The organism is Armatimonadota bacterium, from assembly GCA_031459765.1.
Taxonomy (GTDB): Bacteria; Sysuimicrobiota; Sysuimicrobiia; order Sysuimicrobiales; family Kaftiobacteriaceae; genus Kaftiobacterium; species Kaftiobacterium secundum.
In genome coordinates this window covers 530,537-553,389 of sequence record JAVKHY010000001.1, presented here as the reverse complement: position 1 = coordinate 553,389, position 22,853 = coordinate 530,537, and the positions used below count along the sequence as shown (strand labels likewise).

The 22,853-nt window shown below is 70.6% G+C and carries 24 protein-coding genes; 11 read left to right on the top strand and 13 right to left on the bottom strand.

What is annotated here, in order from left to right:
• Positions 1–80 precede the first annotated feature (80 nt).
• From QN141_02665 to pcaC, 7 genes are read right to left on the bottom strand one after another with little or no spacing between them, the layout of a single operon-like run.
• Entirely contained in the window at positions 81–884 is an 804-nt protein-coding gene (locus tag QN141_02665) for a cyclase family protein (protein ID MDR7557372.1), read from the bottom strand.
• Positions 881–2,233, bottom strand: coding sequence for a 3-carboxy-cis,cis-muconate cycloisomerase (pcaB, locus tag QN141_02660; GenBank protein ID MDR7557371.1), 1,353 nt, complete (start codon positions 2,231–2,233; stop codon positions 881–883). Before pcaB ends, QN141_02665 begins: the two co-directional genes overlap by 4 nt.
• A complete protein-coding gene (locus QN141_02655) occupies positions 2,233–3,015 on the bottom strand; it encodes a CoA-transferase subunit beta (GenBank protein MDR7557370.1) in 783 nt (260 codons plus the stop codon). Before QN141_02655 ends, pcaB begins: the two co-directional genes overlap by 1 nt.
• A gap of 14 nt (positions 3,016–3,029) precedes the next feature.
• Positions 3,030–3,869, bottom strand: a complete 840-nt coding sequence (locus QN141_02650) for a CoA-transferase (protein MDR7557369.1) — start codon at positions 3,867–3,869, stop codon at positions 3,030–3,032.
• A gap of 10 nt (positions 3,870–3,879) precedes the next feature.
• A complete protein-coding gene (gene pcaG, locus QN141_02645) occupies positions 3,880–4,458 on the bottom strand; it encodes a protocatechuate 3,4-dioxygenase subunit alpha (GenBank protein MDR7557368.1) in 579 nt (192 codons plus the stop codon).
• Positions 4,459–4,471: 13 nt separating this feature from the next.
• Positions 4,472–5,200, bottom strand: coding sequence for a protocatechuate 3,4-dioxygenase subunit beta (gene pcaH / locus QN141_02640; protein ID MDR7557367.1), 729 nt, complete (start codon positions 5,198–5,200; stop codon positions 4,472–4,474).
• The gene (pcaC, locus tag QN141_02635; GenBank protein MDR7557366.1) at positions 5,200–5,589 is read right to left on the bottom strand and encodes a 4-carboxymuconolactone decarboxylase; all 390 of its coding nucleotides are present in this window, start codon (positions 5,587–5,589) and stop codon (positions 5,200–5,202) included. The genes pcaH and pcaC overlap by 1 nt, the downstream gene beginning before the upstream one ends.
• A 140-nt stretch (positions 5,590–5,729) precedes the next feature.
• On the opposite strand from pcaC, the gene QN141_02630 reads away from it, so the two are divergent.
• Positions 5,730–6,704, top strand: coding sequence for an ABC transporter substrate-binding protein (locus QN141_02630; protein ID MDR7557365.1), 975 nt, complete (start codon positions 5,730–5,732; stop codon positions 6,702–6,704).
• Positions 6,705–6,762: 58 nt separating this feature from the next.
• Here QN141_02630 and QN141_02625 read toward each other — a convergent pair whose 3' ends face one another.
• On the bottom strand, positions 6,763–7,500 hold the full coding sequence (locus QN141_02625; GenBank protein MDR7557364.1) for a rhomboid family intramembrane serine protease: 738 nt from the start codon (positions 7,498–7,500) through the stop codon (positions 6,763–6,765).
• Positions 7,501–7,638: 138 nt separating this feature from the next.
• On the opposite strand from QN141_02625, the gene QN141_02620 reads away from it, so the two are divergent.
• On the top strand, positions 7,639–8,403 hold the full coding sequence (locus tag QN141_02620; GenBank protein ID MDR7557363.1) for a hypothetical protein: 765 nt from the start codon (positions 7,639–7,641) through the stop codon (positions 8,401–8,403).
• Between the two features lie 23 nt (positions 8,404–8,426).
• Here the strand turns inward: QN141_02620 and QN141_02615 are convergent, their stop codons facing one another.
• Entirely contained in the window at positions 8,427–10,055 is a 1,629-nt protein-coding gene (locus QN141_02615) for an NAD(P)/FAD-dependent oxidoreductase (GenBank protein MDR7557362.1), read from the bottom strand.
• Entirely contained in the window at positions 10,052–10,909 is an 858-nt protein-coding gene (locus QN141_02610; protein ID MDR7557361.1) for a GNAT family N-acetyltransferase, read from the bottom strand. The genes QN141_02615 and QN141_02610 overlap by 4 nt, the downstream gene beginning before the upstream one ends.
• Before the next feature lie 251 nt (positions 10,910–11,160).
• Between QN141_02610 and QN141_02605 the strand changes: the two genes are divergently transcribed.
• From QN141_02605 to QN141_02575, 7 genes are all read left to right on the top strand, one after another.
• Positions 11,161–11,295 carry a hypothetical protein gene (locus tag QN141_02605; protein MDR7557360.1) on the top strand — a complete coding sequence of 45 codons (135 nt, stop codon included), beginning with the start codon at positions 11,161–11,163 and terminating at the stop codon, positions 11,293–11,295.
• A gap of 193 nt (positions 11,296–11,488) precedes the next feature.
• Positions 11,489–12,712: a helix-turn-helix transcriptional regulator gene (locus QN141_02600; protein MDR7557359.1), complete on the top strand. Its 1,224-nt coding sequence runs from the start codon at positions 11,489–11,491 to the stop codon at positions 12,710–12,712.
• A 43-nt stretch (positions 12,713–12,755) separates the two neighbouring features.
• On the top strand, positions 12,756–13,670 hold the full coding sequence (locus QN141_02595; GenBank protein MDR7557358.1) for a proline dehydrogenase family protein: 915 nt from the start codon (positions 12,756–12,758) through the stop codon (positions 13,668–13,670).
• Between the two features lie 100 nt (positions 13,671–13,770).
• The gene (locus tag QN141_02590) at positions 13,771–14,238 is read left to right on the top strand and encodes a hypothetical protein (protein MDR7557357.1); all 468 of its coding nucleotides are present in this window, start codon (positions 13,771–13,773) and stop codon (positions 14,236–14,238) included.
• Between the two features lie 74 nt (positions 14,239–14,312).
• Positions 14,313–15,155, top strand: a complete 843-nt coding sequence (locus tag QN141_02585) for a transporter substrate-binding domain-containing protein (protein MDR7557356.1) — start codon at positions 14,313–14,315, stop codon at positions 15,153–15,155.
• Between the two features lie 22 nt (positions 15,156–15,177).
• Positions 15,178–15,846 (top strand): amino acid ABC transporter permease, encoded by a 669-nt coding sequence (locus QN141_02580; protein ID MDR7557355.1) that lies wholly within the window; start codon positions 15,178–15,180, stop codon positions 15,844–15,846.
• Positions 15,847–15,851: 5 nt separating this feature from the next.
• Positions 15,852–16,508 (top strand): amino acid ABC transporter permease, encoded by a 657-nt coding sequence (locus QN141_02575; protein MDR7557354.1) that lies wholly within the window; start codon positions 15,852–15,854, stop codon positions 16,506–16,508.
• A gap of 46 nt (positions 16,509–16,554) precedes the next feature.
• Here QN141_02575 and QN141_02570 read toward each other — a convergent pair whose 3' ends face one another.
• Positions 16,555–18,807: a xanthine dehydrogenase family protein molybdopterin-binding subunit gene (locus QN141_02570; GenBank protein ID MDR7557353.1), complete on the bottom strand. Its 2,253-nt coding sequence runs from the start codon at positions 18,805–18,807 to the stop codon at positions 16,555–16,557.
• Positions 18,804–20,072: a deoxyguanosinetriphosphate triphosphohydrolase gene (locus QN141_02565; protein ID MDR7557352.1), complete on the bottom strand. Its 1,269-nt coding sequence runs from the start codon at positions 20,070–20,072 to the stop codon at positions 18,804–18,806. The genes QN141_02570 and QN141_02565 overlap by 4 nt, the downstream gene beginning before the upstream one ends.
• A 76-nt stretch (positions 20,073–20,148) precedes the next feature.
• On the opposite strand from QN141_02565, the gene QN141_02560 reads away from it, so the two are divergent.
• Together QN141_02560 and QN141_02555 are read left to right on the top strand one after the other, a co-directional pair.
• Entirely contained in the window at positions 20,149–20,952 is an 804-nt protein-coding gene (locus tag QN141_02560) for a hypothetical protein (GenBank protein ID MDR7557351.1), read from the top strand.
• Entirely contained in the window at positions 20,930–21,769 is an 840-nt protein-coding gene (locus tag QN141_02555; GenBank protein ID MDR7557350.1) for a hypothetical protein, read from the top strand. The genes QN141_02560 and QN141_02555 overlap by 23 nt, the downstream gene beginning before the upstream one ends.
• On the opposite strand, the gene QN141_02550 is transcribed toward QN141_02555, so the two are convergent.
• Positions 21,770–22,825 carry an AI-2E family transporter gene (locus QN141_02550; GenBank protein MDR7557349.1) on the bottom strand — a complete coding sequence of 352 codons (1,056 nt, stop codon included), beginning with the start codon at positions 22,823–22,825 and terminating at the stop codon, positions 21,770–21,772.
• Positions 22,826–22,853 lie beyond the last annotated feature (28 nt).

Sequence of the window (22,853 nt, the reverse complement as noted above, 5' to 3'; positions counted from 1 at the left end):
AGCGGCCGACGCCTGGCCGGGCGAGAGCCAGGGGCGCAGGGGAGGCCGCCGGACGCCCTTCCCAGGTCGGGCTCTCGGCTTTAGGGCACCAGGGCCAGGGGGCGCACCGGGCTGGCCGTCCCGCCGGCAATCTTCAGGGGCAGGCAGAGGAAGACGAACTCATAGGCGCGGGCGGCGGAGAGCTCCACCAGGTTCAGGTTCTCGATGATGTAGACGCCGCGGCGAACCAGCAGCACGACGTGGCCGGGCAGCGTGACGCCGAGACGGTGATCGACGTAGCCCGGCAGATCCCAGGCGATGTTGTCGCTGCCCACGGCCCGGACGCGCCGGTCGGCCAGCCACTCCGAAGCCTCGCCCGAGATCCCCGCACCGTTGAGATAGCGCTCCGGATCGCCCCACACCGTGTCGCTGCCGGTGCGCACCAGCACCACGTCTCCGGGCTGGATCTCCGTCCGCTGCGCCTTCAGCGCGGCCTCGAGGTCCGGCGGCTCCACCAGCGACCGCTCCGGCAGCCGTCCCCGGCGCAGCGCCGCCAGGTCCAGGAGCACCCCCCGGGCCACGATCGGCGGCACGGTGTCGATGCCGTGCTGCGTGAAGCCGGCGGGCGTCTGGACGGCCGGAGAGACGCGCACGCCGCCGTAGAGGGTCATGTCCATGGCCTGGTGGCAGAAGGCGTCGATGTGCGTCCCGGCGTGCTCGGCGGTGAAGATCATCCCCGCCGCGCTCGTGCGGCGCTCCTCCGCGCCTTCCTCATGCCGGCGGTGGAGGGTGAGCAGCGTCCCCGGACGGTGCGGAGGGTGGACGGGATCGCCGAAGCGCCGCGGGTGCTCGAGGTCGAACACCCTGGCCTTCTGCAGCATCTCGGTGAGCTGTCTCGCCGTCATGACCGTTGCCCGGGGCCCGTTTCCTGGATTTCCCGATACGCCGCCAGCGCGCGATCGATGAACGTCTCCGCGCTCCCCAGGTAGTTCGAGACCTCCAGCGCGCGGGCCAGCGCCGGCGGAGGAAGAATTCCGCGGATCCGGTCGTCGGCCTCCGCCGCCTGGCGCAGGCCGGTCCCCGCCGCCGCGGCCCGGTCGGCGAGCTGCTGCACGAGGCGGTAGGCTTCCTCCCGACCGATCTTCTCCGCCAGAGCCATCGTCAGCGCCTCCGCCATGATCATGCCCCCGGCGGCCTGGAGATTGTCGCGCATGCGCTCGGGATGGACTTCCAGGTGCGACAGCGCGCGGTGCGTCCAGGCCACGGCGGAGGCGGTCAGGCGGAACAGACGGGGCACCGCCTCCCACTCCGCCTGCCAGCCTCCCGCGGCGCGCTCGTGCTCCTGCACGGCGCCGGCAAGGACGGCGGGGACGGCGGCCACGGCCAGACGGGCGGCGGCCGAGGCGGTAATCGCCTCCACGGGATTGCGTTTCTGCGGCATGGTGGAGGACCGGCCCCCGGCAGATTCGGCGCCGGCGGACACCTCGCCGACCTCGGTCTGCCCGAGCAGCATCAGATCGCCGGCGATCTTCCCCATGGCCGCGGCCGTCATCCCGAGCAGCGAGGCGACCTCGATCACCCGATCGCGCTCGGCGTGCCAGGGCAGCTCCGGAACGGCCAGGCCCAGTTCCGCCGCCAGCCCCTCGAGCACCCGCAGGCCGGAGGGTCCCATCGCCGCCAGCGTGCCCGCGGCGCCGCCGAGCTGGACGGCAAGCGCCTCCCCGCGCGCCCGGCGGAGCCTCCGGACCAGCCGGACGGTCAGCGCCAGCCAGCGCGCGGCCTTCAGGCCGAAGGTGATCGGAACGGCGTGCTGCAGCATCGTCCGGCCGGCCATCGGCGTCCGGCGGTGGCGCTCGGCCAGGGAGGCGCCCACCGCGGCGAGGGCGAGCAGGCGGGCGGTGAGGAGATCGAGGCCCTCCCGCATCTGGAGCATCACCGCGGTATCGACGATGTCCTGGGTGGTCGCGCCCCAGTGCACGTAACCCCTGGCCCCCGCGTCCACCAGCTCGGTGAGCCTGCGGACCAGAGGGATGACGGGGGTTCCCGCCTCCGCCGCCTCCCGGAACAGCGCGGGCAGGTCGAAAAGATCGGCGCGGCACCGGCGACCGATGACCTCGGCCGCCGACGGCGGGATCATCCCGGCCCGGGCCTGAGCACGGGCCAACGCGGCTTCGACGTCGAGCAGACGCTGGACGAAGGCCTCATCGGAGAAGACGGCGGCCATCTCCGGCGTGGCGAAGATTGCCTCCCGCATCATGACCTCGCGGCGGCGTCCGGGGCGGAGCGCTTCAGGAGCTCGCGCAGCACGCTCAGCTCGTACGCGGTGGGCCTCGGGGTCTCTTCGAGGTCTGCGGCGAACCGCACCGGCCACCCCGTGCGTTCCATCACCTCTTCCTTCGACACGCCCGGATGGAGCGAGGTCACGATCAGTTCCTTCGTCTCGGGATCCGGCCGCATCAGACAGTGGCTGGTCACCACCAGCGCCGGACCGGCCGTGGTCAGGCCCAGGCGGCTGCGGTGCTCTCCCCCCTCGCCGAAGCCGAAGGTGGTCACGAATTCCACGCGCTCGACGAAGGCCCGGCGCTCGTGGGGGACGATGACGAACACCTGACGGCAGAAACTGGCGATCTCCGGAGCCCCTCCGGCGCCCGGCAGCCGAATCTTCGGCCGGGCGTAGGGCCCGATCACCGTGGTGTTGATATTCCCGAACCGGTCCAGCTGCGCTGCGGCCAGGAAGCCCAGCGTGATCCGCCCGCCCTGCAGCCAGTAGGCGAACATCTCCGGCACGGGGACGGTGGTCAGGGCCGTGGCGCACAACTCGGGGTCGCCGATGGACAGCGGCAGGACCGTCGGCCTGGCGGCAATCGTGCCCGATTCGTAGATCAGCGTGATCCCGGGGGCGTGGGTGAGGCGGGCCAGGTTGCAGGCGGCGGAGGGCGCTCCGATGCCGACGAAGCACACGTCGTCGTTGCGCAGCGCCCGCGCCGCGGCGATGATCATCATCTCTGAAGGCGTGTAATCCCCGGCCCGCTCCATCGCCCTGACGGTCCCTAGGTCCGGCCGGACAGCACGTGCTCGCCCATCCAGCGGAGAAAGGTCTCGCGGTCGCGCGAGATGGCGTCCCACGACAGATAGAAGGCGTTGTCCCGCCCGTAGTAGCCGTAGGCGTAGGAAGGCCGCGCGCCGCCCGGAACCTCGACCACCGCGTCCACCGTCCAGAAGGGAAGGATCACGGAGTTGGGGCTGGCCGGGGCGAGGTCGTCCACCACCTCCTCGACGGTGACGACGGCCCGCGCCGCGGCCAGCACCGCCTCCTTTTGCACGCCGACGATGCCCTCGATCAACACATTTCCCGCCCGATCGGCGCGCTGGGCGTGGATGATGGTGACGTCGGGCCGCAGGGCCGGAATGGCGGCCAGGCGCTCTCCCGTGAAGGGACACTCGATGAACCGGATACTGGGGTTCTCCCGGGCCAGATCGGTGCCGACGTAGCCCCGCAGGATGGCGCAGGGCAGTCCGGCCGCCCCCGCGGCGTAGGCCGCGGCCATCCCGGCGTGGCTGTGCTCGTCGAGCAGTAGCGGCTGCGGCCAGCCGTCCTCGACCGCGTCGCGGAGCCGGTGCAGGGACCCCACCCCGGGGTTGCCGCCCCAGGAGAAGACCAGCCTGCGCGCGCAGCCCATCCCGATGAGCTGGTCGTAGATCAGGTCCGGTGTCATCCGGATCAGCGTCAGGTCCCGCCTGCCCTGACGGATGACCTCGTGCCCGGCGGCGAAGGGGATCAGGTGGGTGAACCCCTCCATGGCCACGGCGTCCCCGTCGTGGACGTACTCGGCGATGGCCTCGGGCAGGGACAGGAAGCGCGCCCGGCGCGGCGCGCCAGGGTCCGTCATCCGCGCAGGATCATACCTCGAAGAACACCGTCTCCCCTTCGCCCTGAAGGATGATGTCGAACCGGTAGGACGGCACGGCCGCGGAGGGCACGCGGGCGGCGATCAGGGTGCCGCGGCGCGAGGCCGGAACCAGGTTCAACACCGGATCGGCCTCCGTCAACGGGTCGTCGGGAAAGTAGAGACGGGTGCAGAGGTGATGGAGGAGCCCCCGGGCGAAGACCATGACGTTGATGTGCGGAGCCTGCTCGATCCTGCCGGTGAAAGGCACGCGTCCCGGCCGGATGGTCTCGAACCAGAACCGCCCCTCGTCGTCGGTGGCGGCGCGCCCGAAGCCGGTGAACGCCGGGTCCAGCGGCACCTCCCGCGTGTCGGCCGGATGGCGGTAGCGGCCGGCGGCGTTGGCCTGCCAGATCTCGACCATGGCGTCCGACACCGGGTCGCGCTTCCCGTCCAGGACGACGCCGTCGATCCGGATGCGGTCGCCCAGGGTCTGCGGACTCACCAGGACGTTGAGCCGGGCGCGGACCAGGCCGTGGAAGAACGGCCCGATGGTCTGCGGCGGGGTCAGGGCCAGGGCCACCGTCTTCATGACCGCTCCCCCCTCACCGCCTCTCGGCCGCGATGGGCTCGGGCTCCTCGAAGGGCGTGGCCTCCGGGCCGCGCAGCACGATGTCGAACCGGAAGCCCAAAGCCCAGGCCGGCTGCGTCACGGTGTGATCGTAGCGGGCAATCAGGCGCTGCCGCGCCGCCTCGGTGGGGATGGCGTTGAGGATCGGGTCCAGGGGCTGCAGCGGGTCGCCGGGGAAGTACATCTGCGTCACCAGCCGCGACGTCCACGACGGGCCGAAGAGCGAGAAGTGGATGTGGGACGGCCGCCAGGCGTTGGGGTGGTTCTCCCAGGGATAGGCCCCGGGACGGATCGTGGTGAAGCGGTAGGTCCCCGTCTCGTCGGTGAGGCACCGCCCGTAGCCCAGGAAGTTGGGATCCAGCGGCGCGTTGTGCTGATCCTTGCGGTGCCGGTAGCGCCCCGCCGCGTTGGCCTGCCAGATCTCGACCAGGGTGCGGGGTTGCCCCTGGCCGTGCTCGTCCAGCACCCTGCCGGTGACGATGATCCGCTCGCCCATGGCGGGCTGGCCCGTGCCCATGTTGGTGGTCAGGTCGCTGTCCTCGGGCAGGATGCCCACCAGCGCCGGGCCGGGACCGGTAACCTCCGAGAGCGTGGTGGGGATCGTCACCGGCGGCTGGCGCGGAGAGCGCAACACCGTGGCCCGGTAGGCTTCGTACAGATACGGCGGAAACTCGGGATCGCGCTTGCTCCGCCGAAGCGTCATCACCCGTCCCTCCTTCCTTGAGCCGGCGGGATGTCCAGGTGCGCCTTGGCCAGGGCGAAGGCCGCGTTGGCCGCGGGGATGCCGGCGTAAACGGCCACGTGCAACAGCACCTCGGCAATCTCCCGCGGCGTGGCCCCGGTGTTCCGGCTGGCGCGCAGGTGCAGGGCGAGTTCCTCGCGCCCCAGGGCGGCGAGGATGCCGATGGTCACCAGGCTGCGCGTGCGGCGGTCGAGGTCGGGGCGGGCCCAGACCGACCCCCAGGCCACCTCGGTGATGAAGCGCTGGAAGTCGGCGTCCAGCGCCGTCTGCTGCGCCTGGGCCCGGGCCACGTGGTCCTCCCCGAGCACCTCCCGGCGCACCCTCATCCCTGCGTCGTAGCGGGACTCCATCGCCTCGCTCCCCTGCGGCGCCTTCACGGCCCGACGAATTTGCTGATATTGATTCCGTACCGTACCCGGCACCCCTCCATGCATCCCGGCGCGAACACCAGGGCAGGGGAATGGCCGGCCGGTGTGCGAAGGTGTCGTCTGTGCTGCGCCTGACGCTGGCCTGCGGGCCGTACGACCGCACCGATGCTCTGCGCACGGGTCTCGTGCGCCCGGAAGGCATCGATCTGATCTACGTCCCCATCCAGTCCCCGCCCGAGATCTTCGCCCGGATGCTGTCCAACCAGGCCTTCGATGTCTCGGAGATGTCCTGCGCCCACGCGCTCATCCGCCGCGCCAGGGGCGACTTCCCCTTCGTCGCCATCCCGGTCTTCCCGTCCCGGATGTTCCGCCACGGCTACATCTTCGTCAACACGGCCTCCGGCATCCGGACGCCCAGACACCTGGAAGGAACGCGGGTCGGCGTCCCCGAGTACAGCCAGACGGCGGCGGTGTGGATTCGGGGGCTCCTGCAGCACGACTACGGCGTCCGCCTGGAGACCCTGCAGTGGGTGAGCGGCGGCGTCAACGCCCCGGGACGGCCCGACGTCCTGGTCAACCGGCCGGAGGGTGTCCCCATCACGCGGATCCAGGACCGTACCCTCAACGAGCTGCTGGTCAACGGCGAGATCGACGCGCTGATCGGCGCGCGCCGGCCGGACGCCTTCGGCAGAGACCCGCGCATCGTCCGGCTGTTCCCCGAGTACCGGCAACTGGAGCGCGAGTACTATGCGCGGACCCGGATCTTTCCCATCATGCACACCGTGGTGATCCGGGAAGCGCTGTACCGGGAGCAACGCTGGATCGCGGAAAGCCTCTACAAGGCCTTCGTCCAGGCCAAGGCCTGGTGCCTGGCGCAGATGAAGTTCAGCAGCGCGTTGCGCTACACGCTGCCCTGGCTCCAGGCGGATCTTGAGGAGATGGCCGAGGTCTTCGGCGACGACCCCTGGCCCTACGGCCTGGAGGCCAACAGGCACGTCCTCACCACGCTTGTACAGTACCTGGTGGAGCAGCGTCTCCTGACCGAACCCGTCGCTCTCGAGGAGCTCTTTGTCCCGCTCACCCTGCTGGGGGAGTAGCATCGGAAGCCGCAGCGGAGACCGCCGCGCGCCGGTCGCTCCGGGGCGCGCCGGAACGCTAGTGGGGTCCCCGCCCGGCGTCGCCTCCCCCTGGTCCACGCATCAGCCTCATGAACTGCCGCTTCAGCCGCCAGCGCCGGTAGAGGGCGAACGGGTTCAGGGTCCGGCCGGAGCCCTCCCGGAGCGGGCGGAGGCGCGCCGACCGGGGGCGCGAGGGCCGCACCATGGCGTATCTCCCGCGCCGCACGTACCACCAGGCCGCTCCCGGTCCGGCCAGGGCGAAGAGTCCCAGCGGGAAGTGGAAGGAGAAGAACACCAGGATTGCCGAGGCCACCCCGAGCCACCGCGCCTCGATGGGGAGCAGGAAGTACAGGAGCAGCCGCTCCCGCGGATTGATCACGGACCACGCCACCACCGCGCTGGCCAGGGGAATCGGCAGGCCGGCCAGAGCGACTCCGATCCTCGTGACGGCCGACCCCACCCACAGACCCAAGGCGCTCGCCGCGCTGGTCAGGACCAGGAAGACCAGATAGTCTCGCGCGCCCCACCCGCGCTCCAGGCTGCCGCCAAACAACCACAGCATGTAGCCGCCCAGCAGCACCCACAGAATCTCCGTCGATACCAGCGGATAGGTGACCACCGACCACGGCGCGGCCGACGCCGTCGCGGGGTGGAAGACCAGCGGGCTCCAGAGGGCGGTGCGGGTGACGAAGGTGATCACAAAGGTCAGCGCATTGGCGCCCACGACGGCCCACGTCACCGGGCAGGTCCCGGGAAGTCGCCGCAGCCGCTCCATGTCCGTCATCCTACCCTGAACACGGGCGGCGCGCTACGGGGCCGGCCCCGGGGCGACGGCGTCTGACGCCGCCGGGTGCGGGGAATGCTTCCGGTGAGTTTGCTTCGCCGCAATCCGAAGGCCGTCGGAGGTTCCCAGATGCCGGGAGCGCGCAGAATCCTGTCCGGAATTCTCGTCGCCGTCGTGATGAGCCTCCTCCTCACCCACGCCCTGCCGGGTTCCCAGAGCCGGAAGGTCGAGGTGACGGGCGTCATTCTCAGTGTCGGCGTTGCTTCGGCCGAGCCCTCCTTCCAGGTGCGGGAGTTCTCCACGAATGCCGTCTGGTCGGTGGTGCTGCGTCGGGACGCCGAGATCGAGTTCAAGAGCCGCCGCATGCATCAGCCCTACGACCGGCTGAGCGTGGGGGACATCGTCGAGGTCGAAGGCCGCCGGACGGCCCCGCGGACAATCCTGGCCAGGGAGGTCAAGGTGCTCGGGCATACCGCCGCGGAGGCCGGACCGGCTCCGCAGCAACCCGCCGCTCCCGGGCTCACCGCGGCAGCCGTGATCAAGACCATCGGGATCGGGGCCGCGGTGAAGGCCTTTGCCCCGGCGATCAACACCTTCATCAACACCCTTGTCCAGGCCAGAGATCCGACGACGCTGCAGTCCACGAAAGTCGTTCCCATTCTCAGCATCTCCATCGGCATCAACGCGCCGGGAGAGGCCGCCGTGGGCGCCGCCCAGGTCTCCGGACCGAAGGCCGCGGTGGAGAAGGTTCAGGCGGTGGCGGCGATCGACGCGAACTACCAGGGCAGTTTCTCCATCCGGGCCCTGGTGCCCGTGGACAGCCTGGAGCCGTGGAAGCAGGTCCGCCGCGTCCCCGGCGTGGGCGTCTCGGCCATCATCGACCTCAGGCTGTAGGCGGCGACGCGCCGCTTTGGGGATCACCGGCGCGAAAACCGACGCGCCGCCCAATCCCGCAGGATTTCCCGCGCCGCATTGTATCCCGGAGCCCCCATCACCCCGCCGCCCGGGTGTGCGCCCGCGCCGCAGAGATACAAACCCCGCACGGGCGTCCGGTAGTCCGCCCAGCCGGGCACAGGTCGCATGAAGAACAGTCGGTCCGGAGTCATCTGGCCGTGGAAGATGTCGCCGCCGGTGAGCCCGAAGTCGCGTTCCAGGTCCAGCGGGCTGACCACCTGCCGGTGGGAGATGATCTCCTTGATGTTGGGCGCGTACAGCGCCAGCGTGTCGATGACGCGATCCGCGTAGGCCTCCTTCACCTCATCCCAGGTCCCCGCCGCCAGGCGGTAGGGCGTGTACTGCACGAAGATGTTCATCACGTGTTTCCCCGGCGGGGCCAGGGTGGGGTCGTAGGTCGTGGGAATGGTCACCTCCAGGAAGGGCGCGGCGGAAGGTTGCCCGGCTTCCGCGTCCCGCCAGGCGCGGTCGATGTAGTCCATCGTCGGCCCGATGTGGATGGTGGCCCGGTGTTGCGGTCCGGGCCCGCGTCCGGGGACGGCGGTGAAATCGGGCAGGGCCTCCAGGGCCAGGTTGACCTTCGTGGCCACACCCTCCATGCGGATGCCTTCCACCTGCCGGCGGAACTCCGCGTCGACCGCCGGCAGCAGGCGCAGGAACGTCGCTTTGGGATCGGCGCCGCTGGCCACAACGCGGGCCCGGAGCTCTTCGCCCGAGCGCAGCGCGACCCCCTCGACCCGACCGTCGCGGACGAGGATCTGCGCCACAGCGGCGTCGGTGCGGATCTCCGCGCCGTGGCGGCGCGCCGCGTCGGCCAGAGCCCGGGCGATGGTCCCCATCCCGCCCGGCACGAACCCCCACAGACCGCGTTTACCCGCCGCCTGTCCCATGCAGTGATGGAACAGAACGTAGGCCGTGCCCGGCGTGCTGGGACCGCCGCGCGCGCCGATGACCCCGTCGGTGGCCAGGGATGCCTTCAGCAGCGGCGACTCGAACCATTCATCGAGGAAATCCCGCGCGCTCTGCGTTGTCATCCGCATCGCGGCGACCAGATCACGGCGCGGGAGGCGTAGGAGATCCCAGGCCAGCCGGGCCCCTCCGGCAAGGTCCGGCCACCGGCGACGCACGAGGTCGGGAGGCGTGCGGAGCAGCCACGGCTCGACGAACGCCGCCAGCCGTTCGAGGAAGGCCTCGTAGAGAGGATACCGCTCCGCATCGGGACGGGAGAAACGCGCAATCTCCTGCACTGTCCTGGCGGTGTCGCGCCAGATGAAGAGAGACCGACCGTCGGGAAACGGGCTGAAGAACGCGGGGTCTTTGGGGAGGATCGCGTAGCCGAAGCGCTCCAGCTCCAGGTCGCGAATGATCCGCGGCACCAGCAGCCCGCACAGGTAGGCGGCGGTGGAGATCCTGAATCCCGGCCAGATCTCCTCCGTGACGCAGGCCCCGCCCAGCACGGGCCGGCGCTCCAGCACGAGCACCCTCAGGCCGGCTCGCGCCAGATAGGCGGCGGTGACCAGGCCGTTATGCCCGGCGCCGACCACCACGGCGTCGTACACCGACCGGGATGGCCGCACCACGGAGGACCTCACCGCGAACGCCTCACGCGCCGCTCGTAGAGGACGGCATGGCCGCCCCAGGCCGCGGGCGCAAATCCGGTTGCCTTCGCCCACGCCAGGACGGTGCCGTGGCGCGGGAGGAAGACCTCCACGCGCGGGCGGCCCCGCATCGCCGCCGCCGCACGGGCGGCGAGGAGCCCGTCGCGACCGCCGGCCAGGACCGAGGCGTAGGCGGTGTCGTCTCCCTCTTCGGTCCAGGCCAGGACGGCGGCCCGGCCGGCGACCAGCGTCTCTCCTCTGCCGGCGAAGATCCGCATCATCCGCAGCGTCAGGGGAAGGAAGTGCCAGTGATAGGAGACATAGCCGCGGCCGGCCCGCCGGTAGAGGGACCGCCGCCATGACCGCCAGGTCTCCTGTCCGCGCCGGTCCGCCCGCAGCGGCCGGCCGCCCCCGGCCAGCGCCGGCGCCGTCACCCTGGTGAAGGCGGCCACCTCGCGGAACCCCACGCGGCCGAAGAGCGTCCGACTGGCGATGTTGCCGTGGCTGGCCCACAGGCGCAGGGCGGGCCGCCCCTCCCGCACCGCCCGGGCTTCAGCGTAGTCGAGGAGCCTCCGGGCGAACCCGCGGCGGCGGTAGGCGGGGTGCGTCCGCATCTGCCCGATCCACAACGCCCGATCCGCACACTCCGTCACACCGGCCATGGCCACGATCCGGCCGTCGTCTTCCGCCGCGATGACGACCCGGTCCCGGAGCATCTCCCGGAGATAGTCCAGCACGTAGTCGTCGGGCCCGACGGCGGCGCGACACAGCTCCGCCAGCGACGAGATGTCGCCGGGACGGGCGGTGCGGACCCGGGCCGTTCCTGTTCCCTGCACCACCTGAGCCATCTCCTCCTGAAGCGCGTCCTCTGGATGACTTCGGCGAGGACGCCGCGCCTCCGGCGGACAGGTCCAGGGAATCTCCGCCCCCCCTGGCGCAAAGGTGATGGCATTTCTCCTCTATTCGGAAAAGCGATGCTCGCGTTTCTTCTCCCGACCTAAAGAACAGGATGGCACAACCTTGTCCGCGAAAGTGGGGCTCGGGGCGCGGCGGAGCCCCATGCCGGAAGGTGCCACGACCATCACAAGGAGGGGATCGCATGCGCAAGCTGGCTATTCTCGCTTTGCTCGCACTGTTGCTCGGACTGGCCGTCCCGGTCGGCGCCGGAGACTCGTTGCCCGGCGGTTCGTTCCGCTTCATGACCGCCGGAGACAGCCTGCCGGGCGGCAGCTAGGCGCACCACAGCCAGGTCCCGGACCGGACCGAACGCCTGCGGTGGCCGTGGCTCTCCCGCCGGAGACTGCGGCCCCCGCAGGATCCTCTTCCCCAAGACCTCCATCAGACTTCCCGCAGGCAGGAAAGAATCGATTTGTACATAACAGTAAAGGGCATAGGGATTGCTACGAATACGCGAGGGAGGAGACCGGATGGGCCTGGGAGCACGCATTCGGCAGCTGCGGCAGTCGCGCGGGCTGACACAGGAACAGCTCGCCGGCCGGGAACTGACCAAGAGTTTCATCAGCCTCGTCGAACGGGAAAAAGCCTCCCCCTCCGTGGAGACCCTCGGCCTGCTGGCGAGACGCCTGGGAACCTCTGTGGACGCCCTGCTCGGAGCCCAGGATCGGTTGCCCGAGCAGGTGGCGACCGGTCTCCTCAGCCTCAGCGCCGAAGCGCTGCGCAAACGCAACGCCCCCCACGCCAAGGACCTGCTCAACGCCGTCACCATCCTCACCCGCACCTACCGGATGGAGGAGGTGGACCGGGAACTCGTCCTGCAGTGGGCGCAGGTGGCGCTGGAGGACCGGGATTTCAATGCCGCCGCCGCGCTGGCCACCGAGGCGAAGAGGCGGGCGGAAGAGGCGCGGGACCTGTGGCGCACGGGGCGCGCCCTCCTGGTCCTGGGCACCGCGGCGCTCCGCCGCCGGGACATCCCCGCCGCCCTGCAGCATCTCCATGCGGCTCTGGAAGTTCTCCGCCGGGCCAAAGCCAGCCGCGACCCAGCCCGGGTCGAGGCGCTGATCCACCTGGCCAGCGCGCTCGTCTATGCCGGGGACTATCCGCGGGCGATCCAGCGATACTCCGAAGCGGCGCGCGCGCAGGTCGCCCGACAGCAGCCCATCCTGCGCGCCAGGGCGCTGTGGGGGCTGGGCGCCGCCTACCGCCACCAGGGCGACACCAGCAGCGCCCACGAGGTGCTGTCCGCGGCCCGGGATCTGTTCGAGCAGTCCGAAGAGCTGACCGACCTCGCCCACGTCCTGCACAACCTGGGTCAGGTCGCTGCCGAACAGGGACACTACAAAGACGCCCTCCGACATTTCCACCACGCCCTGCGCGTAGCGGAGCGGATGAAGATGCTGGTCCTCCGGGCTAACGTGCTGACGGAGATCGCGCGCGTCCACGTGGCGCTGGGCAGTCTCGACGACGCCGCGGCCTTTGCCGCGCAGGCCCTCTCCCAGGCCCGGGCTGTGGACGATCCCGTCGAGGTGGCCGAGGTCCACGTCGTCCTGGCGCGCATCGCCTTCGCCCGCGGCCACGACGCCGACGCCTCACGGCTGCTCAAGACCGCGGCCGAGATCTTCACGGCGCGGGGGATGCCGAACCGGGTGGCCGAACTGGCCCGCGAGGCGGGGATGGCGCTGCTGGCGCGTTAGGGCAGGACCTCTCCCGACCGAAACGAAACATGAGCAGGCGGCGATGCTCACTCGCCGCCTGATTCTCTCCCTGGCCCGGAGTCCCGCGCTGCGCCGCTTCGTCCGCCGCTACGGGATGCGCCTCGGCGCGGCCCGCTTCGTCGCCGGCGAGACCCTGGACGAGTGTGTGGCGGTCCTGCGGCGCCTGAACGCCGCCGGGCTCATGACCAACACCACGCTGCTGGGGGAAGAGGTGCACGACGCCGCCACCGCCCGGCAGGTGACGGACACCTACCTGGTCGTCCTGGACCGGATTGCGCAGGAGAACCTGATCACCAATCTCGCCGTCAAACTCTCTCACCTCGGCCTGGCCCTGGGGGAGGAAGAGGCCTACCGCAACGTGCGGCGGCTGGCGGAACACGCCGTCCGGCGCGGCAACTTCGTGCGGATGGACATGGAGGACTCGGCGAAGGTCGACGCGACCCTGCGCATCTACCGCCGCCTGCGGGCCGAGGAGTTCACCAACGTCGGGGCGGTGCTCCAGTCCTACCTGTACCGGACGGAAGCCGACCTGGAGGCGCTGCTCCCGTTGCGGCCGAACCTGCGCCTGGTGAAGGGCGCCTACCTGGAGCCGCCCGACGTCGCCTTCCCGCGCAAGACGGATGTGGACCGGAACTTCATCCGCCTCATGGAACGGATGCTTCCGGAGGCCGGGTACACCGCCATCGCCACCCACGACGACCGGATCATCGCCCGCGCCATCGCCTTCATCACCGAGCGCCGCATCCCCGGCGACCGCTTCGAGTTCCAGATGCTCTACGGCGTGCGGCCGACGCTGCAGCTGGACCTGGTCCGCCGGGGATTCCGGGTGCGGGTCGCCACGCCCTACGGCCCCGACTGGTACCCCTATCTCATGCGGCGGCTGGCCGAGCGGCCGGCCAACGTCCTCTTCATGCTCCGCAACCTGCTGCGCCGGTAGGAAGGGGCGGGACGGAACCTTCCTCCGACCGAAAGGCGTTGTCTACACTGTGGCCCGGGAGGGAAAGAGACACGACGGACTATCCGCGGGAGGATCTCCGATGAAAGCGCTGCGCGTCGTCGCCGCCGTCTGCATCCTGGTCCTGGCCGCCGCCGCCCTGGCCGCGGCCGGTCCGGCCAAGGCCAAACCGGCCAAGCCGCTGAAGATCAAGGTGCACGCGCCGGGCCAGGCCTTCTGCCCCTCGGCCGTGCTCGTCTTCGGCAGCATCGTCATCGCCTCGGGCCGCTGCTACACCGTCTACGTGCTGCGGGACGCGCGGGGCACGTTCCTGGCCTTCGCCGCCGCAGACGCGCGCATCCCGCCGGGGCAGCTGGTGCGCCTGAACACGCCGGCCGGGGCCAAGCTCCGCGGACGGATCTTCTACCTGGTCCCGCTGCGCACCGCGGCGGTGATCGTCCCCATGGATACGATGACGCTGGTCGCCTTCAGAACGGAGGACTTCGGCTCCAGCCTGACCTTCATCCTGACCGGGGCGAACGCCTCGCTGGTGTTCTCCGTCCGCTACTGACCGCAGAGACCCGCCGCGGGGGAAGGAACCCATCACTCCCGTATAATCACCATAAGAGGACTTCTCTGGCTGGCGTGACGGTCAAAGGGGGGAGCGGCGTGCGGATGCTGCGCGGAGTGCTGGCCGCCCTGCTCTGCGTCCTGCTGGTGTCGGTGGCCTTCGGCGGCACGCTGGACACCGTCAGGCAGCGGGGTCGGCTGATTGCCGGTGTGAAGGCGGACTTCCCGCCCTTCGGCTTCATCGACGAGCGGGGCCAGAAGGCCGGCTTCGACGTGGACATCGCCCGGGAACTGGCCCGGATCATCCTGGGCGATCCCAACAAGGTGGAGCTGGTGGTCGTGACCTCGGCCAACCGGATCCCGATGCTGCAGACCAACCAGATCGACATCGTCATCGCCACCATGACCATCACCAGCGCGCGGAAGGAGGTCATCGACTTCTCCGTGCCCTACTTCTGCTCCGGCCACCTGATCCTGACGAAGCGGGATTCCCCCATCGCCCGGTTCGCGGATCTCAACGGCCGGAAGGTGGCCACCGTGCAGGGGTCCACCGGCGACCGGGTGACCTCGCTGCTGGCGCCCCAGGCCCAGAAGATCACCTTCGGCCAGAACTCCGAGGCGCTGCTGGCGCTGAAGGACGGCCGGGCCGAGGCCTTCGTCCAGGACGACGTGCTGCTGCTGGCCTTTGCCAAGCAGGACCCCGGGTTGAAGGTGGTGGGCTGGCCGCCCCAGATGCCCGCTCCTTACGGCATGGGCGTGCGCAAGGGCGACACCGACCTGCTCGGCGCCGTGAACGTCGCCCTGGCGCGGATCCGCTCCCAGGGGATCTACGCCAAATTGTTTGACAAGTGGTTCGGCGATGTAGCCAAGCAGCTCGTGGCGCCGGCCAAGTGCCCGCCTGAACTCCAGCTGCCGTAGGCCCCGCGGCCCGCGCCGCCCGGTGCCACTCAACTTCGCCGTCATCCCCAAGGCGCTCCCCGTGCTCCTGTGGGGAGCGCTGCTCACGCTGGCCGTCTCCGCCGTCGCGCTGATCCTGGCCACCGGGCTCGGGATCCTCGGGGCGGGCATGCGGCTCTCGCGCTTTGCCGCCCTGCGCACGGTCGCCGCGGCCTACGTGGAGGTGTTCCGCAACACCCCGCTGCTCATCCAGATCTTCTTCATCTTCTTCGGGCTGGCGCGGGTGGGGCTGCGTCTGTCGGCCCTGACCTCCGGGATCGCCGCCCTGGCGCTCTACACCGGGGCCTACAACGTGGAAGTGTTCCGGGCCGGACTGGAGGCCGTTCCACGCGGCGTGCGCGAGGCGGCCACGGCCCTGGGGCTGACGCCCTGGCAGCGTTTCCGCTTCGTCGTCCTGCCCATCGCCGTGCGCATCGCGCTGCCGGCGCTGGGCAACAACTTCGTGGCCCTGGTGAAGAACTCGTCGCTGGTCTCCACGATCGGGGTGGTCGAGCTCACCTTCCTAGCCCGCGACCTCGAGGCCTGGACGTTCCGCAGCTTCGAGGTCTACGGGCTGGCCACCCTCATCTACTTCGGTCTGGTGATCGTCCTGGCGGGATGGCTGCGGCGGTTGGAGCTGCGCATCACGCGCCCTCTGCGGCCGGCAGGGTAGCGGTCATGCGCTGGGAGGTCGTCCGGCAGACGTTCTCCTACCTGCTCCAGGGCCTGGAGGCCACCGTGGTGCTGGGCGTGGGAGTCATGGTCCTGGGCACCCTCCTGGGCGCCGTGCTGGCGCTGATGCGCCTGGCGCGCCGGCGTCCGGTCGCGGTGCCGGCGGCGGGGTTCGTGGAGCTGTTCCGCGACACGCCGCTCATCATGCAGATGTTCTTCATGTTCTTCGGCCTGCCCGCCCTGGGCATCCGCCTTCCCTCCCTGATGGCGGCGACGCTGGCCATGACCTTCTTCGCCAGCGCCAATGCGGCGGAGATCATCCGCGGCGCGATCCAGTCGATCCCGCACGGGCAGATGGAAGCGGCGCGCTCGCTGGGCCTGTCCTATCTGGCCAGCATGCGCCTCGTCATCGTGCCGCAGGCCGTCCGGCGCATGATCCCGCCCATGATGGGGTTGTTCACGACGCTGATCAAGGACACGTCCCTGGCGGCGATCATCAACGTCTTCGAGCTGACGACGGCGGCGCGGCAGGTGGTGGAGCGGACGCTGGCCTCCTTTGAGATCTGGCTCGTGGCCGCGGCCCTATACTTTGCCGTCTGCTATCCGGTCTCCGTCGCCAGCCAGCGGCTGGAGCAACGGTTTACGGCGGAAGCCGGGCGATGAGACGAAAGCGGCGAGCGCATCGCGGCCTGGCCCGCGGATCCCAGGGCTACGCCCTCGCCGGATGACCGGCGATGCTCCGGAGTAGAGGCGACGGGGTGATGGGCAGCTGGAAGAGTCGCACCCCGGTGGCATCGGCCACCGCGTTGGCGATGGCCGCCCCGCCGGCGACCACCGGCGGTTCGCCCACGCCCTTGGCCCCGAAGGGACCGAACTCCGAGGGCACCTCCACCATGACCACCTCCGTCGGAGGCACCTCCGTGGCCTTCGGGATAGGATACTCGGTGAACCCCCACGTCAGCAGCGTCCCCGCGTCGTCGTAGACCATGGCCTCGAGCAGGCCCCAGCCGATGCCCTGGGCCGCGCCGCCCCGCATCTGTCCCTCCACGGCGGCGGGATTGATGGCGAAGCCGACGTCCTGGATCACCAGGTGGTCGAGCAGCGCCACCTGGCCCGTCTCCCGATCCACCCGCACCTTCACCAGATGCGCGGCAAACCCCGGCGAGGCCCTGGGAGAAGGCAGGTTGGCCGTCCCGTTCACCGGCGGATATTTGGCCCCGAAACTCATGCTCTTGCTCGCGATCTCGGCCAGCGTGATCCCCTTCTGGGGCGTGCCCTTGACCCGGACAGATCCGTCGGCGATCTCCAGGTCCTCCACCCGGGCTTCCAGTTCACTGGCCGCGATGGTCAGGATCTGACGCCGCGCCTCTTCCGCGGCCGCCTTGACCGCCGCCCCCACCGTATAGGTGATCTTGCTGCCTCCGGACGCTCCGGCGTAGGGCGCCTGATCGGTGTCGCCGGTCACCACCCGGACCCGATCAAGCGGCACGCCCAGCACCTCCGCCGCGATCAGCGCCATCGTCGTGGCCGTTCCGGTGATGTCCACCATCCCGAGCAGCACCTGGAAGGTTCCGTCGGTGTTGGCCCGGACACAGGCGGAGGCGGACTCCACGCCTCCGGTCCACCCCCCCACGGCGACGCCGTACCCGATCCCGTCGGCGCGCCGGCGCTCCCGGTACTTCGGGTGGTTCTGCAGCGCCTCCAGAACCCGGCGCAGGCCCATCTTCTGCCACGGCCGCCCGGTGGGCATCGGGTCGCCCGCCTCCGAGCAGTTCCGCAGGCGCAGCTCCACCGGATCGATACCCAGCTCCCGGGCGATGATATCCATCTGCGACTCGATGGCGAAGGTGGCCTGGGGCGCGCCCGGAGCGCGGTAGGCGCCGCAGGGCGGTTTGTTGGTCAGAACCTCGAGGGACTCGATCAGCAAATTGGGCGTCTTGTAGTACCCGCCCAGCAGCACCGCGGCGATGGACGCCGGCGCACCGGGTTCGGCGCCGGCGTCAAAGACCAGCCGGGCCTGCAGCGCCACCAGCCGGCCGTCCTGCGTGACGCCGGTGCGTAGCCAGATCTCCGACTCGGGACCCGGATTGCCGAGGAGGAAATCCTCCCGGCGGGTCAGGACGACGCGCACGGGACGCCCCACCGTTACGGCCAGGGCGGCGGCCAGCGGCTCCAGCAGCTTGAACTTCCCGCCGAAGGCGCCGCCCACGGTCATCGGCACAATCCTGACCCGGGACTCCGGGTAGCCCAGGGCCTGGGCCACCTGGGCCCGCGCGTAGAACTGGGCCTGCGTACTGGTGTAGACCGTCACCGCGCGGGTGATCGGATCCACTGCCGCCACGGCGGCCTGAGGTTCCAGGTAGGCCTGGTGCAGCCGGCCGGTGCGGTAGGTGCGCTCGACCACCAGATGGGCATCCCGGAATCCGGCCTCGACGTCGCCCCTCCGGAAGGTGTAGACGTTGGCGACGTTGCGGGGCTTGACCTCCGGCCCGCCTTTCGCCTCCACCGCGGCGTGGGCCGCCGCCTCCTCATCCTCCTCCGCCTCAGGCCGGACCAGCGGCGCGTCCGCGGCCATGGCCTGCTCCGGCGTGAGCACCGCCGGCAACACCTCGTACTCCACCTCCGCCGCCAGCCGGTCCACGGCGTCCGCGGCCGCGCTCTCGGATGCGGCCAGGACGACCGCCACCGGGTGCCCGCAGTACAGCGCCTCTCCGCCTTCGGCCAGCAGCCCGCTGGAGACCCCGGAGGGCAGATCTTCTTCCGTCACCACGGCCACGACGCCGGGCAGCGAGGCGGCCACCTCCCTGGGCAGGCGGCGAACGCGCGCGTGGGCATGGGGGCTCAGCAGCAGGCGGGCGTGCACCATCCCCGGCAGCCTCAGGTCTTCGGTGTACCGGGCGGTCCCGGTGACCTTTTCCAGCCCCTCGATGCGCCTGGTCGGCCTGCCGATGACCGTGGTCACGTGGTCGGACTCCCCCCGAAGCGAATTTCGTAGGTCTCAAAAAGACGGCTGAACACATCCAGGGCGTAGCGGTCGGTCATCTCCGAGATGAAGTCGCACACCACGCGCTGGATCGGCGCCGCCTCCAGACGCTCCTGCGTCGTCCGCGGCAGCAGGCGCGGCTCCTTGACCAGGGTCTCGAAGAGGCCGCGCACGATCCGCCGGGCCTTCTGCTCCATGAGCAGCTTCTCGGGATGGTTGTACACCACGTCCCGCAGATAGAACGCCAGCTGGCGCAGCTGGCCTTCCCGCATCTCGCTGAGTCGGATCAGGCGCCGGGGATGGTACATGGCCGCCTCCGCCGAGATCGGCGCCGCCGCCTCCAGGGCCGCGGCGGAGGTGGCGACGACATCCTCCACCAGCCTGCCGATCATCCAGCGGATCGCTTCGCGCACCCGGACGTCCGCGCGTCGCCGCGATCCCGCCGGCAGGAAGTCCCGCGGCACCTCGCCGCGCACCTCTTCCAGCCGCAGCTCCACCTGATGCTCGGCGGCGTCCCGCCGGGCCATCAGCTGGTCGGCCGAACGCGAGGCCTCCAGCCACAGCTCGATCTCCCTGGCCGTCAGCTCCCGCTCGTCGGCCAGGCCGATGCGCAGGGCGTCGTCGAGGTCGTGGGTGCTGTAGGCGATCATGTCCGCCAGGTCCACCACCTGGCCCTCCAGCGAGGCCTGCGGGACGCGCCGGAACTCTTCCGGGACGAGGGGCGCGTCGTAAAGCGTGGCGTGGGTGGCGATCCCCTGCCGCACGTGCCAGGTCAGGTTCAGCCCCGGATACATCGCGTACCGGATCTCCAGTTCGTCCACGACGCGCAGGGACTGCACGTTGTGCTCGAAGCCGCCGGCGTCGTGCATGAGCAGGTGGAGTTCCTGCTCACCGGCATGGCCGAAAGGCGGGTGCCCCAGGTCGTGGGCCAGGGCCACGGCCTCCACCAGGTCGACATTCAACCCCAGCGCGGCGGCGATGCTGCGGGCGATCTGGCTCACCTCCAGCGTGTGGGTGAGCCGCGTGCGGTAGAAATCGCCTTCGGTGACGACAAAGACCTGGGTCTTGTGCTGCAGCCGACGGAAGGCGGTGGAGTGCAGGATGCGGTCGCGGTCGCGCTGGAACTCGGTCCGGTAGGCATCGGGGTGCTCATGGTAGCGCCGCGACGTGGCCGCGCTGCGCACCGCGTAGGGGGCCAGGGTCTGGGCTTCGATTGTCTCGCGCCGGGCGCGGTCGGACGTCATCGTTTCGGGGGACCGTTGCAAATTTCCCTCCGGGCCAGATCATCTCCTGTCGTGGTATACTGAAGCCACCTCGGGGATGGCGAAGCAGACGCACACGGAAATCGAAATACGGCTGTTCGACGAACCGGGCAGGCTGGTCGTGCGAGGTCGTTCCACCAAGGCCGTGGTGGCCGCGCTGCTGCGGGGCGCTCCCTCCCACGGCGCGTGGCTCCGCCAGGTCGCCCGGTGGGTCGAGAACCTGGTCAAAGACGGCTGGCAGTACCGCGGCTACACCGGCGACCGGCTGCTCTTCCGCAGCACGAAGCCCCTGGGACGCGACGAGACCGAAGCTTACGTGCAGCAGCGGCTGGGCCGCGATGCGCTGGCCCGGATCACGGTGCGGGTGCGTCCGGAGGAACGCAACCACGCCCGGCCCCCGCGGCTGCCCAAGGCGGACGACGAGCTGACCCGGGAACTGCGGCGGCTGATCGCCCCGGATCCGCACCAGGCCGAGCTCTATCTGGGGCATCCCACGGAAGAGTTGAGCGAACTCCTCCTGGACATGAGCTTCCTCTCCCAGGAGGCGCTGGAGGACCCGGAGGTCGGCGCGCTGATCGAGGAGCTGCGCACCGCGCACCTGCAGGATGCCCAGTACCGCGATCTGCACACGCGGTATCTCACCCTCATGGAGCGCACCGGGCCCAGCGACCCCGCGGCGGAGGAAGCCTACTGGGATCTGTTCTCCTATATGTCGCGCAAGCTGAGCGCGCTGGTCCCGGCCCTGCGGGGCTTTCTCGAGCGGCGCGGCTTTACGGACCTGTGCGAGCACGAGGCCACCGCCTTCCTCACGGCGGCCCTGTCGCAGGCCCTGTCCATTATTGAGGAGCGCGACGAGGAGTAGCGCCGCCGTCGCCGCGGTCCTGGCCCTGACCGCGGGAGTGCGCTGGTGGAGCGCGCCGCCCGCGCCCCTGACCGCCAGCCAGGTCCTCGCCCTCCTGCCCCCGGGGAGCAGCGTGCACAGTCTCGTGCGCCTGGACCTCGACGGCGCCCCGCCCGCCGAGACGGCCGTCGTGGCCCGGATCCCCCGGTTCCCCGGCGCCCGGACCCTGGCGCCCACCGCGCTGCTGTACCGTTACGACCGGTGGCGGCGCCGCTTCCGGGAGGTCTACCGGGCGCCGACGCCCGGGACGGTCCCCTTCTCCGCCGACGCCGCGCGTCTGCTGGAGGGTCGTGATGCGGCGATCTTCTCCGGGCTGCACGACGACGGCACGCAGGAGTACCGGGTGATCGGTCTGCGGGGCGGCGCCCCCGCGGTGCTGCGCGAGGCGCGATTCCTCGGGACTCTGCACGTGGTGGAGCCGCTGCTGGTCGAGCGCCGGCGGGGAGAGACGCGGGCCTGGCGCTGGCAGGACGGCCGGTGGACCGCCGCCGATCCTCCGGAGATCCCGGCGGCGCCGCCCGGGGTGAGCTGGCGGTACACGGTTCGCAACGGACGGGTGGTGGCGCGGCAGCGCGTCGTCTCCCTCCGACCGCGGCAACCCCTCCGCGTGCTCGCCGTGGGCGGAGGGCCGGCCACTGTGGTTCTTCCCGACCCGGGGCTGGATGTGGCGGAGGCAGGTTTCCGGCAGCGGACGCCGGGAGTCTACCGCATCCGGATCGTCACGCCCTACGCGGCGCCGGAGACGGCCTTCGTGCTGACCGTGATCGTCTCGCCCTGACTACTCCTTCGGCCTGATTCGGCCGGCGATCGTTCCGACCACCACCTGCAGCGCCGCGGCCACCGGCACGGCCAGCAGCGCCCCGACCGCGCCGAGCAGCGTCGCGCCGACGATCAGGGCGATGATCGTCAGCAGCGGCGAGAGGCCCACCGAGGCCCGCATCACCCGCGGGACGACGAAGTTGGCCTCGGCCTGCTGGATGGCGGCATACCAGGCGATGGTGAAGATCAGTTTCCAGGGAGGCTGGAACAGGGCCAGGAACACGGCGGGGATGGCGCCAAGCGTCGGCCCGATCATGGGAATGAGCTCGGTGATCCCGGCCACGATCCCCAGCAGGATCGGGAACGGCATGTCGATGGCGGCCATGCCCGCTCCCGCCGCCACCCCGATGATCAGGCCCAGCAGCAACTGGCCCCGCACCCATCCGCCGAACCTGGCCCCGATCTGCTCCAGGACGTCGGCCACCTCGCGCCGGCTCGGAGGAGGAAACAGCGCCAGGAAACCGGCCTTGATGGCCGGCCCCTCGACCAGCATGTAGAACGCCAGGAACAGCACCGTGACCGCGGTGGCCAGCCCGCCGACGAAGCGGAACGCCACGCCCGCGGCCTGCCCGAAGTACCGGTTCAGCCGGTAGATCTCCTGGGGGATGCGCCGGACGATCCCGCTGAGATCGGGCAGCCAGGAGTACCGGTCCTCCCAGGCCTGCAGGGAGGCTTCCAGCCGGGTCACATTCTGAGGCAGGTTGCTCAGGAACTGCTGCGCCTCGATGACGACGGGCGTCACCAGCAGTCCCGTCAGCGACAGCAGCGCGAGGGCGATGCCCAGGAACACGGCGAGGATCGCCCCGGTCCGGGGGAGGTGCCAGCCGCGCCGGCCCCACCGGAGGCGCTCCAGGCTGCTGACCAGGGGAGCCACGCCCGTGGCCAGGATCGCCGCGACCAGGACGACGAGCAGGATGCCGACGATCTGGGTGATCAGGCGGGCCAGCCCGATAAGGACAAGAGCCGTGGTGACCACCAGGCTCGTCCGGATGACAAGTTCGGTGCGCGTGGCCACGGTGGAGGTGACTTCGGTAGGGGTTGCG